Raw genomic sequence first — 12480 nt, forward strand, 5'->3', positions numbered from 1 at the left:
ACGTGCATCTGTGACGTACATGCCAAGCCGGATGTTCTTTCAACCCGCAAGCCTAGCCACCCATCCCTTCCATTTTCCTGCGTGTTCTATATTTTTACTGTTATTTCTCTGAAGTATCGACATCAAGCACTTGCTCTTCAATATTCTGGGGGAGGTCGCAATCGTTGACGGCGCGGTCGGATTTTTCGACTTCCTCGAGTTCTTCGAGGGTTTCTTCAAGGATCTCTTCTACTTCGTCTTTGGCTTTGATTTCGTTATCGTCGGCGACGGGATTCTCTTCATACTCGTCTTCTTCGTCATCCTCATCGTCTTCGTCCAGGGTTTCGGGGAGGAGGTGTTCCAGGTAGCCGTATTTTTTGGTGAAAAGGGCTATCAGAAGGAGAACAAGGATACTTGAAGCGGAGATGATGGCGCCTTCTTTCAGACCGCGGGGGAAGTATTTCATTTCCACTTTGTGGGTTCCGGCTTCCAGCCTTACGCCTATGAATGTGTCTTTAACTTTTTGGAGTTCCTGTTTTTTTCCGTCAACATAGACTGTCCAGCCTTCGTCATAGGGGATTGAGGTCATCATGGTGCCGTTAGTGTTTGCAGTGATTTCTCCGCACAGATAGGTGTCCTCTATGGTTGTAAGGTTCCAGACTTCGTCGTTCAGTTTGTCGTAGACTTCCTTGAGGGCTTCATAGTCAAAGCGGTAGATGTCCAGTGACAATGCTTTTTCATTGGTCTCATTTTTAAGGGTTACTGAATCTCCCATATTGAGGTGGCCTATCTCTATAAAATAGCCTCTGTTTAAATTATTTACTTTTTTGGTTCTGTATCCGTAATCAACATTAACTTCTTTTATTGAAGAATCGTTGACGTAGGCATAATAATCGCCGGGAACGCCTGCTGTAAAACTGTACTGTTTTCCGTTTAATTCTCCGATAACACTATTCAAAACCAGGTTTGTTTCCAAGGCATCACATAAGCTGTTCTGGTTTAATGCAGGTGAGCCCATGTCAGTGAACCAATGGGCCAGTTCTTTATCGGAAAGCTTAAATCCCAGCGGCAATGCATAGGTATTCTCATACATGTAAGTGTCTCCGGAGGTGTCCAGAAGCTTAACGGACAGTTCTTCCGGTTTATCTACTTTCTGTGAATAAATGCTGTATTTTACCGCAAACAGCATATTCATAAGGGGAGTTGAGCCTGTTATGGAATATGCATTGGTGGAAGCTTCCATACCCACAGATTTAAAGAAATCCGAGCAGGCTGAATAGGCTGTGGACGAAAACATTGAAACGCTCGGGAAGTTCATCCAGGCACCATCGTCCTTACTCTTCCTGGTCATCTTCTCAAAGCGGTAAAAGCTTTTATCCTGTTCCTTTACTTCAGACACAAGTTTGATAACATCCTTATTGTCTGCAGTATAAGAATCTCTTGAAGTTGTAGGCACTGATGTGACAGCCATATTGAGGGTGAGCTCCATAAAGAGCACAAAAGCGAGGAGGATAACCCCTATATCATGATCAAATTTCTTAAGCTTGTCCGCATAAAGGAATCCAAAGTATATAAGGACAAAAAGCAATGTCACATAGAAGCTGTACCATTTTAAAGCATCATCAGTAACAAGCTTCTGAGCAAGCAGGATGAATGCAACTGCAGCAAACAGTGACACTCCGATGTGCCTGAATTCCACATTATGTCTCTTAATGTAAGCTTCATAGCACATATAAAGGATTATGAAAATGTATATGAAGCTCTGTCTGCAGGGAAGAGAGTTTGGGAAATGGAATCCGTGCCAGATAAAGTTAAGCATATTTATGCTGAAACTAAGGAAAAAGAATATAAGGAGAACGCCGTTTATAACTTTGTCCTTCACTCTTATGGCACCGTTCATGAAATACAAGGGAAGCATTATGAATACCATGGATCCGGCATAGATATTGGGCCAATGATCAAGTCCCTGCTCTGTATCAACCAGCGGCATCTGTCTTGCAAACATGTCTATGATGGTGAAATACTGCTGTGCTGTCTTCGGGAAACTGAAGTCACCTGAAGCGGTAAGCTGAAGAGCAAATATCTCCGGCAGAAGTGTAACCGCAGCTAGTCCTCCCGCAATCATGGAATATATACCGAATCTTATGCCCCTTACGATGAAGGTCTGAAAGCTGTCCAGTCCCTCGGTAAAGTTAAGACATATGAAGTATATGACCATAAAAATACAGATCATTATGGAAATGTAGTAGTTTGAAAGAATGCTGAGTCCCAATGTCAGAACATACAGCATACCGCTCTCTCCTTTTACAAGCCTTTCAAGACCAAGCATAATGAGTGGGAAAAGCACTATACAGTCAAGCCACATCCAGTTCCAGCTATATGCAGAAACATAGCCTGATAAGGCATAGCATATAGCGAAAAATGCACATCCCAGATCATTATTCATGAAATGATGTCTGAGATAGTAACACATGGTAACACCGCAAAGACCGATCTTCAGTACTATCATGTATGTCATGAATTCAAGAATCAGTCCCTTGGGGCAAAGTGCCATAAGCCAGTTCAGAGGACTGGCCAGATAGTACGCATACAGAGCCGTAAAATTGATCCCGAGTCCCACATCCCATGTGTATAAAAGAGAACCTCCATGCTGAAGCTTATAATTAAACTCCGAGGAAAACGGAGCATACTGATGATACATATCTGTACGAAGAAATGTCTCCGATCCGAATGGATAGATTCCTCTGAAGAAAAATATAAGGATCATTGCTATGACAGGAAAAAGAAATGCCATAACATAGGCTTTTTTATTCTTGATATTTTTAAAGCTCATAGATCAACTCCTAAATACGCAGGTTTATGTGTTCCTTATGTGTTATTGATAATCCGATACAATTTTATACTACTGTAAAAAAGTCTATTTACTACATTAAGAATTACTGCTTTTATTGAACACCAAAAATTTACTAAATAAATAATTAGTGATTGTGACCACTACCTGAACAATAAGCTTAGCCACCTTATCGTTCATACTAAAGACAGTCACTGTTATAAACATTATCAGCATATCTATCCCCAGGGTACTCAGTCTGGAAACATAGAATTTACCGGCTTCCGCCCAGATATTTTCACTGCTGCTCTTAAAGACATACTTTCTGTTTGTGAAGAAGGCAAATGTTACTGCCACAACCCATGAAATGACATTTGCTGCCTGAAGCTGAAGCGGTGATGACGGATCACAGAAGGTGGAAACACAGATGAAATATACAAGAAGACTTACAACTGTTGTTAATCCTCCAACTATCAGATAGTTGACTATTTCTTTATATTTAAAGTATAACTCTTTCAATTTTTCCATAAATATTTCTCCGATCAGCTGGTTTTTAATCAAAACACACTCAATTATGGACTCTTATTTGAGGTCGAAACTCAGATAATGTTTTGGCAAGTTACGTAATTTTGATATATACAACCTCGCTAAAGTATAGCCCAGAGCTTAATTCATATCAAGAAAAGGGTGAAATTTTAAATCTTAATTGTGCAATATTGACTTTGAAAGTTTTACTAAAAAATGTAAAATATATAATATATGAATTCTTACTTTGATTGTCAATATTAAATTCAGATTATTTTCTTACAAATCAATCGTAATTTTATTGTGATTTAAGTAAATGTTTAAGTTCACATCAGAACTTGTTTCTAGTAAGACCATATTTTTTAAAGGAGGTATTATGTTTCAAAATGGTGATTATGTAGTTTACGGATGTAAAGGCATACACAAAATCATCGACAAAACAACGCTTAACATGGATGGCGTATCCAAAAACAAAGAGTATTACGTGATGCAGCCATATGATAAGCCATCAGGTTCCGTTTATGCTCCTGTTGATGCTCAGAAGATCAACATGAGAAAGATCATGTCAAAGGAAGAAGCTAATGCTTTCATCAAAACTGTTCCGGGCATAGGCATCCTTGACATCAAAAACAACAAACAGCGCGAAGATGCTTATAAAGAGTGCATCCGCAGCTGCGACCCGGACGAGCTTATGAGGGTCATCAAAACTTTATACGTTCGCAAAGAGGAACGTATCAGCCAGGGAAAGAAACTTACACTTACAGATTCACATTATATGCAGCAGGCAGAAGGCATTCTTTATGATGAGCTTGCACTCGTACTGGATATGCCAAAGGACAATGTTCCAGAGTATATTTCCGGAATCGTACATAAATCTGTAGTATGAGTAAAAAAGGGTGATGGGCCCTGATTTAAAGCTATTGCATTTTATTTGGACAATAACTAAATATTTAGTATAGATATAGATAATACAAAAGGCTTCGGATTTTTGAATCCGAAGCCCTTTTTTTATTCAAATTAGATATCCTACAGGTATTTTTATAATCTAAGTCAATATGCTTTCAATGAATTTTTCACAACAGAACCAAGCTATAAACACCCATTCTTCTGATGATCACTTATGATACGGCTCATTACTGTTGATCTTGAAAGCCCTGTAAACCTGTTCCAGAAGAATCACCCTCATAAGCTGGTGCGGGAAAGTCATCCTGCTGAAACTGAGCTTATAATTCGCTCTCTTGAGAACCTCCGGTGAAAGCCCCAGGGATCCCCCGATAACAAATACGATATCCGAGTTTCCCCTGACCATAAGATCCGACATCTTCTCCGCCAGCTCCTCAGAACTAAGCATATCCCCATTGATGGCCAGCGCAATCACATAAGCCCTGTCCCCAATCTTCTGAAGAATCCGTCCTCCTTCAGTCTCCTTAATCTTCTCCTCCACCGCCGCCGGTGCCCTGTCCGGCGTCTTCTCGTCCTGCAGCTCGATAATATTGATGTCGCAATAAGCACTGAGCCTTTTTGAATACTCCCCAATAGCGTCTTTGAGGTACTTCTCTTTAATTTTTCCAACCGTGATAAGTGTAATTTTCATAGCTTTAAATTAAGAGCCGGGGCAAAAGCCTCCGGCTCGTTTAATTAGTGAAGTGACTCTAAGCGGTCTGTAACCTGCTTGAGCATCTGCTTATTCTTCTCGAGCTTGTCTCTCTCTTCCTGAACCTTAGCCTCAGGCGCCTTGGAGATGAAACGCTCGTTATTGAGCATGCCCTCGGAACGCTTGATCTCAGCCTCCCACTTAGCCTTCTCCTTTAGAAGTCTCTCCTTCTCCTTCTCGATATCCACAAGATCCGCAAACGGAATGTAGATAACCGCATCAGGAATAGCTACAGAAACCGCATCATCAGCGATACCGTTCTTGTTCTCCTGGATAAATACCTCAGAAGCATAAGCAAGAGTAGCAAAGAATACCTTACTGTGCTCAAAAGTCTTTCTTACTCTGTCGTTAGTTGTAACAACATAGTTCTGAGCCTTTCTGGAAGGAGCAACATTCATCTCTGTACGGATATTTCTGATAGCACGTACAGCTTCCTTTATAGCCTCGATCTCAGCCTCATCCTCTGCAAAATCAAGAGCCTTATCGTAAGATGGCCAATCCTGTCTCATAAGAGGTGATGAACTGTCAGTAAGTGTATCGTAAATCTCCTCTGTAATGAACGGACAGAAAGGATGAAGAAGCTTAAGAGATGTAATGAGAACATGCTTAAGAGTCCAGAGAGCTGCGCCCTTTGTCTCATCCTCCTCATTCCATAGTCTAGGCTTAACCATCTCGATGTACCAGTCACAGAACTCTTCCCAGATGAAGTTCTGAACCTTATCAAGAGCGATACCAAGGTCAAATGCCTCCATATTACGTGTAACATCGGTAACCAGGTTATTGACCTTGCTGAGTATCCAACGGTCAGCCATGGAGAGATTTTCCGGCATTATCTCAGGTATATCTGCCTTATCAAGATTCATCATGATAAATCTTGAAGCATTCCATACCTTGTTCATGAAGTTACGAGATGCCTCTACTCTTGACCAGTAGAAACGCATGTCATTTCCGGGAGCGTTTCCTGTAAGAAGTGTCATACGAAGAGCATCTGCACCGTAAGTCTTGATAACCTCCAGAGGATCGATACCGTTTCCGAGGGACTTACTCATCTTACGTCCCTGATCGTCTCTTACAAGACCGTGGATAAGTACCTTTCCGAAAGGAACCTTTCCTGTCTGCTCGATTCCGGAGAATACCATACGTACTACCCAGAAGAAGATGATATCGTAACCTGTTACAAGTACATTTGTAGGATAGAAATATTTATACTCAGGTGTCTCTTCGGGCCATCCTAATGTCTCAAAAGGCCAGAGAGCACTTGAGAACCAGGTATCAAGAGTATCAGGATCCTGTGTGAAGTGATTCTTTCCGCACTTAGGACAAACTGAAGGAGCTTCGGAAGAAACCACCATCTCACCGCATTCATCGCAGTAATATGCAGGAATTCTGTGTCCCCACCAAAGCTGTCTGGAGATACACCAGTCCTTGATATTCTCAAGCCAGTGAAGATATGTCTTGGAGTAGTTCTCGGGAACAAACTGAAGGTCACCGGTCTCTATAGCCTTGATAGCAGGCTTAGCCATCTCAGCCATCTTTACAAACCACTGAGGCTTGATCATAGGCTCAACGGTAGTACCGCAGCGGTCGTGGGTACCGACATTATGCTTTGTAGGCATGATCTTAACAAGAAGACCAAGCTCCTTAAGATCCTCTACTATAAGCTTACGTGCTTCATAACGATCCATGCCGTGGTACTTTGAACCCGGGCAGTTGATGGTAGCATCATCATTCATGATGTTAAGCTCAGGAAGGTTATGTCTCTTTCCTACCTCGAAGTCGTTAGGGTCGTGGGCAGGAGTGATCTTAACGGCACCTGTACCAACCTCCATATCGGCATGCTCATCTCCTACGATAGGGATTTCTCTGTCTGTAAGAGGAAGCTTGACATTCTTTCCGATGAGATCCTTATATCTAGGATCCTCAGGGTTAACGGCAACCGCTGTATCACCAAGCATTGTTTCAGGTCTTGTTGTAGCGATCTCTATAAATCTGCCTTCCTGTCCTGCGATAGGGTAATTGATATGCCAGAAATGTCCTTCCTGTTCCTCATGGATAACCTCGGCATCGGAAAGTGATGTATGGCAAACCGGGCACCAGTTAATGATACGTGACCCCTTGTAAATATAGCCTTTCTTGTAAAGCTTTATAAAGGTTGTCTCAACAGCCTTTGAACAGCCCTCATCCATAGTAAAACGGAGTCTGTCCCAGTCAGCGGAGGAACCCATTTTGTGGAGCTGGTCAACGATTCTTGACTCATATTCTTCCTTCCACTTCCAGGCCTCCTTAAGGAATCCCTCACGTCCGAGATCATGCTTGTCGATGCCCTGCTCCTTAAGCTTATTGGTAACCTTAACCTCTGTAGCAATGGCTGCATGGTCACATCCGGGCTGCCAGAGCGCCTCGTAACCCTGCATTCTCTTAAAACGGATAAGTGAATCCTGTAATGTATTGTCGAGAGCATGTCCCATATGTAACTGTCCGGTTACATTTGGAGGAGGCATCATGATGGTAAATGGCTTCTTATTGGCATTTACCTCTGCATGAAAATAATTACCTTTCATCCACATTTCATAAATGCGGTCCTCAACCTCTTCCGGATTGTACTGTTTAGCAAGTTCCTTCATATATGTTTACCTTTCTATTTTTATCAAAGTTTTGCACGATACTCCCGTTTCCATTTGAGCACCATGATCTTTGCATGTTCACGAAAAGCTGAATGACTTTTCTGATAAATATCATAGATTTCTTTAGCACGCTCATCATGTTCTGCATCTGTCACTGCATTGTTGTACTCAAGCTCCCAACCGGCAAGAGTTTCAACATCGATAACATCGATATATTTCTCTATGGTTTTTACAGTTGGTTCAAGCTTATTGATCAGGTACAGCTTATGAAGCGCTTCCTCTGCCTGGGTAGTCACATAGACTTCCTCATAAAGATCTGCCGCTTTCCTGAACTGCATAACTGTAACATAAGTTCCGGCAAGTTTCATCTGAACCATGTGATCATTATTAAGAAAAAGCGATTCTTCATATGATTCGATAGCTTTTCCGTATCTTCCCATATGAAAATAAGTATCTCCGAGCATATTCAGAAATACGTGTCTGTCGATATTTCTGAGCTTTTTGAACTCATTTTGAAACCTTGATATCTCTAGCTGAGTATAATAATTGCTTTCCCTCAGGATCAGAAGTATGAGACGTTCCTGATCGATCTCATCCGAAACATTCAAATACTGCTCAAGCTTGGCTGCGAGAATACCCATAGAGAGTTCATCTCTGATCCACGTGGTAAGTTTATGATCCACAAAATCCTCAGGTATGATAACCGGATAATTGTATATCACATAGCTCAGTTCCTGAATGGACCAAATATTTATATCAAGTTTTTCATAGTAAAACGGATGTCTTGCATCCTTATTACACAAAAGTAATCCCATGAATTTTTCCTATAAAAATCTGTGCCGTATATGACACAACCATCTGTACAAAAAAGATCTTAAGGTGAACTTTTACTTATCAGACAGATCGATCTCTTCAACAATCTCTTTATCTGAAGCAGGGAAAATGTCTCCGAATCCGAGATCTTTCACAGTCACCTTCAGAGTATCTGCATCCTTGAATTCCGTAGTCATACGAACTTTGGTTGTACGATTCTCTCTTTCAGGAAAAGTATCCAGCATCATGCGCAGTCTCAGAGGTCTTTGTGGTTTAATAATGGAGGTGACCTGAAAATCAATAAAATCCTGATCATCCAGTATCATATCATAACTTGAACTGGTATCCATCCAGGGCTCTCCTGCACGAACAATGGGCAGGCTCTCAACCTTTTCATTCACAATGACTTTTACAGAAACATCCGATTTACTGCGAGTGTCACATAATATCATGTAATCCTCGCCTTTTCCTTCAGACTTATTCTTTACATAAATTTCAGCGCCGATTGCAAACATTCCGGGCTCTATAAGAACTCTTCTTTTATTACAGATAAAGTTCATAAAATTGGTGGCAAAGTTCGTATCCTGGAAACCTCTTCCGGATAAGAAGATAGATGAATATGATTTCTTTCCCATCACTCTTTCTGCCACAGTGCTCAGAATCTTATCTGCAATCTTCCCGCCTGAAGTAGTCTTCAGGATATCAAGATTAAACGCCTCTTCCTCTGCTTCATGAGCCACCATAACATAGCGCCTGGTACCTCTTGAAACATGCATTTCGTAATAGTAAAGGCATTGATTATTGAGTTCGAACATCCCCACCATACGATTATAGAGATTAGGATCCTGATCCAGTACAAAATGAGCAAAGCTTTCCGTATGGCTCAAAATAAAAATATTATCTGCAAGAACTCCTGCTCTTATCAGTGCTTCTTTTATCCTGCCGACAGCTTCACGGCTTGGCTTTCTGATGGTTATGGCCACAACATCTTCATCAGCCTTAATGCTGTCCTTTCCCAAAAGCTCATGGAAATAGTGGGCAAGTATATCTACAGCATGATACTTAACCCTTGCAATGGTTGCCGTACCGTTTTTTTCAATAAGGCTCAGAAGTTTATCCACTATAACTCCCGAACCTGCAAGAGTAGCCTTGTAAGCATCTTCACCTATAGTCCAGGCATCTTCCTTTTTATCCCTGGCAATGACTGTAGGATGATATTTGGATATGGTTTTATCATTTATACATATGCATGTATAATCATCATTTAGTGAAATTCCAATGTAGCGACTCACTATATTTATTGCTCCTTATCATTCGTTTCATCCAGCTCTTTTGTGAAAAGCTCATCTATAACCGATTCATTTTTCACATAGCGAAGCATAACATCGCGAAGCTTACAGTCATTATCCTGACAAAGCAAGCCGGACATCTCATTTATTATGTCAAAGGTGTCGCCTTTAAGACGTACTTTGTTATCGGCTTTTATAGTACCGCTTTCCACAAAGTCTTCACCCTTTTCTTCATCATATATCTGATATTCTGCTCTTTCTCCGCTGAAGAGTGTTACCGGACGGACGTAAATATTCTGATATACACGGCTTATCTCCACTTCTTCAAAGTCACGCTCATCAGGCAATATCCTTAAATACAAGGACGGTCTTATGGACTTTTCGCCATGATATTCAACGTAATATCTGTCCATAACACTGTCAGGAATACGGATTATATCACTGAGAGTTCTGATGTAAGGGAATACCAGTTTCTTCTGTATAAGAATATCCACAATCTCCTGAAGAACATATTTCTCTTCGCCCGTAAGCTTCCTGTTTTCTGACATATACTTTGACATGGAAAGAAGATAGATTACAGGAACTTTTTCCTTATATCTCTCGTCATGTATGATGCCGTATACATCGTGAAATACCTCTTCAGATACATTTTTCCTGTATAGGAAATAATCTATACAGCGTTTTGTTATATAAGCCCTTATGAGTACATTCTGAGGTGCCGAGCTGTGTCTGTAAATATGATAAACCTCATCAAGGTCATCATCGGCCCAGCAGAAGATCATCTGTGCCAGAAGCCTCTCTGCCATATCATTGATTCCGGCACCTGCTTTCTGACCTCTCCTTAAAAGCTCCAGCATATCCTTTGAATGGCCATTGTATTCCCTGAGAAGGAAATTCAATATATCCATATCCAGAGAGCCTTTGCGGAATGTACGAAGCGCCAGCATCATAATTTCCTTTGATTCTCCTGCTTGCTCGTCTATTATAAGAGCTTTTATCAGTTTTTCAAGATACGGCATCTCAATGTCAGTTTCACCAATCTCAAGGATAAGCTTATACGCTTCCTTAAACATGGAAAGCTTTATGTATGTGCAAAGAAGAATATCCTTTTCTTTGGCATCGAGATATTTGAGATCTATATTCTTTAATATCCTGATATCCAGGCTGCTGAGATCCTTATCGGAATCCTTGGTAAAAGCCTGATGATAATCAAGTATAACCTTATTAAGGAAGGTGCGATATGGCTTCGAAATATCCATATCTGTCATAACCTGCTCAAGCAGTCTCAGCTGGGCTATGTCAGCTATACCCTTATTTGCAATGTTTCTTGCTCTTGAAAGCTTTAACATGGCATGCTCAGGCAATATCTCAAAGCACTTTCTTTCCAGCTCTTCCTTATGCATTATGCGGGTTGTTTCGTATACAACATCCGTATAACGATTTCCATAGGCATCCTGGAATAAAAGCTCACTGTTTTCAAAGAAGATGGGGATGTAAGCATTACCCTCTTTTAATGCATATACCTCTTCACGGTCAAGCTCCCTGTACTTAACAACCACGTAGCTAAGACGCCTATCGTTTGTTGTAAGTCTGTAGGAATGAAGAATCGCAGGGAATACCGAGGCTATCCTTTCGTCTATCATATCCGCAAGGATCATCCTGTCATAAATAACACTCAGACGCTGGTTGAATTCGGACTTTAACAGCATATCTATAGCATAGCTTTGAATCCTGTGTTCAAATCGCTGATATATATCATCGGTTTCTTTGAAATTCACAATGACATTGTAATAAAGAGGAAGCTTCATGTTTTCCTCTATGGAGCGCTCATAAGCAAAGTACAGATATACTTCTCTGGGCAGTAATCCTTTATAGCCCTTGGGCATGGCATAAACATAATATTCGTAAAGCCTTGTGATGGTAGATCCCATCTCTATGGCTCTCTGATATATGTCAAAGGCCATCTTATCGGTTGCCCCTTCTCTTATGCAAATGCTGGCTGCCTTTTCTATGAGAGGTTTATCATTAACCTTCAAAGGAAACAGCTCTGTCTTTTCAGGCTCATTCTCATCAGGAATAATGCTTTCTTCGGCTTCCGGTTCATCAGTACCTGAACCCTGCTCAGGAGGGAATCCAAGTGCTCTCAGAAACTGTTTCAGGGCAATGTTTCTGTCATGTCCTCTCCTGAGTCCCCGGTAAATAGTATAAATACCCGAGTCCCTCATGAAAGGAGCATTTTCAAAATCACTGTAATCAAATACTCTTTTTGAGAGATCAGGATTCTTTTTACAGAAATCTATAAAATCTTCTTTTGTTTCAAAACGTGAAATAAGCTCACCTGATTTGTGGGATGAACAAACATCAAAAGAATACGGGAGCTTAAATTCGCCTCCGTTTGATACTATACAGAGCTGTCCGTCAATCTTGTCTCCATCCTGCAGGTTATGGGTATCAACAGAACACTTGATACGGGATCTGATCCCCCCGAAAGCATCCTTTTGCACGGTTACTGCGGGATTGTCAGAATATATGAGTCCCTTTAGCAGTATTCCGTTCTCAGAATAAATGATCAGATCGAACTTGGTGAGTTCCCCCACATCGACAGTTCCCTTAAAAGATTTATCACTTAATTTAAGCAAAGGACGGTCTATCTCAACTATTCCTCTTGCTAATTTATTTATACGTTCTTTCATACTGTGTTTTCTCCGAGAAAATCTCCATGTATTTTAACACAGAAAAGGGTCTTATTAAAGAGTAATTGTAATA

8 protein-coding genes are annotated in these 12480 nt (G+C 40.9%); 1 reads left to right on the plus strand and 7 read right to left on the minus strand.

Annotation, left to right across the window (positions count from 1 at the left end):
- Positions 1 to 100: 100 nt before the first annotated feature.
- Positions 101 to 2812, minus strand: a complete 2712-nt coding sequence (locus tag BLV86_RS07630; RefSeq protein ID WP_090816052.1) for a YfhO family protein — start codon at positions 2810 to 2812, stop codon at positions 101 to 103.
- A gap of 96 nt (positions 2813 to 2908) precedes the next feature.
- The gene (locus BLV86_RS07635; protein ID WP_090816054.1) at positions 2909 to 3337 is read right to left on the minus strand and encodes a GtrA family protein; all 429 of its coding nucleotides are present in this window, start codon (positions 3335 to 3337) and stop codon (positions 2909 to 2911) included.
- 373 nt (positions 3338 to 3710) lie between these two features.
- Here BLV86_RS07635 and BLV86_RS07640 point away from each other — a divergent pair, with 373 nt between their 5' ends.
- Positions 3711 to 4220 (plus strand): CarD family transcriptional regulator, encoded by a 510-nt coding sequence (locus BLV86_RS07640; protein ID WP_031549568.1) that lies wholly within the window; start codon positions 3711 to 3713, stop codon positions 4218 to 4220.
- A gap of 228 nt (positions 4221 to 4448) precedes the next feature.
- Here BLV86_RS07640 and rlmH read toward each other — a convergent pair whose 3' ends face one another.
- From rlmH to BLV86_RS07665, 5 genes are all read right to left on the minus strand, one after another.
- Positions 4449 to 4928: a 23S rRNA (pseudouridine(1915)-N(3))-methyltransferase RlmH gene (rlmH, locus tag BLV86_RS07645; RefSeq protein ID WP_090816056.1), complete on the minus strand. Its 480-nt coding sequence runs from the start codon at positions 4926 to 4928 to the stop codon at positions 4449 to 4451.
- Positions 4929 to 4972: 44 nt separating this feature from the next.
- Positions 4973 to 7612, minus strand: a complete 2640-nt coding sequence (locus BLV86_RS07650; RefSeq protein ID WP_090816058.1) for a valine--tRNA ligase — start codon at positions 7610 to 7612, stop codon at positions 4973 to 4975.
- A gap of 23 nt (positions 7613 to 7635) precedes the next feature.
- On the minus strand, positions 7636 to 8427 hold the full coding sequence (locus BLV86_RS07655) for a tetratricopeptide repeat protein (RefSeq protein WP_031549574.1): 792 nt from the start codon (positions 8425 to 8427) through the stop codon (positions 7636 to 7638).
- Positions 8428 to 8499: 72 nt separating this feature from the next.
- A complete protein-coding gene (locus BLV86_RS07660) occupies positions 8500 to 9717 on the minus strand; it encodes a DUF5716 family protein (RefSeq protein WP_031549576.1) in 1218 nt (405 codons plus the stop codon).
- A gap of 5 nt (positions 9718 to 9722) precedes the next feature.
- Positions 9723 to 12407: a DUF5717 family protein gene (locus BLV86_RS07665; RefSeq protein WP_090816060.1), complete on the minus strand. Its 2685-nt coding sequence runs from the start codon at positions 12405 to 12407 to the stop codon at positions 9723 to 9725.
- Positions 12408 to 12480: the final 73 nt, after the last annotated feature.

The sequence above is a fragment of the Oribacterium sp. KHPX15 genome (assembly GCF_900107835.1).
Lineage (GTDB): Bacteria > Bacillota > Clostridia > Lachnospirales > Lachnospiraceae > Oribacterium.

What these genes read in the sequence shown, in the direction of transcription:
- BLV86_RS07630 (WP_090816052.1), bottom strand. Translation starts at nt 2,812, where the DNA reads ATGAGCTTTAAAAATATCAAGAATAAAAAAGCCTATGTTATGGCATTT.
- BLV86_RS07635 (WP_090816054.1), bottom strand. Translation starts at nt 3,337, where the DNA reads ATGGAAAAATTGAAAGAGTTATACTTTAAATATAAAGAAATAGTCAAC.
- BLV86_RS07640 (WP_031549568.1), top strand. Translation starts at nt 3,711, where the DNA reads ATGTTTCAAAATGGTGATTATGTAGTTTACGGATGTAAAGGCATACAC.
- rlmH (WP_090816056.1), bottom strand. Translation starts at nt 4,928, where the DNA reads ATGAAAATTACACTTATCACGGTTGGAAAAATTAAAGAGAAGTACCTC.
- BLV86_RS07650 (WP_090816058.1), bottom strand. Translation starts at nt 7,612, where the DNA reads ATGAAGGAACTTGCTAAACAGTACAATCCGGAAGAGGTTGAGGACCGC.
- BLV86_RS07655 (WP_031549574.1), bottom strand. Translation starts at nt 8,427, where the DNA reads ATGGGATTACTTTTGTGTAATAAGGATGCAAGACATCCGTTTTACTAT.
- BLV86_RS07665 (WP_090816060.1), bottom strand. Translation starts at nt 12,407, where the DNA reads ATGAAAGAACGTATAAATAAATTAGCAAGAGGAATAGTTGAGATAGAC.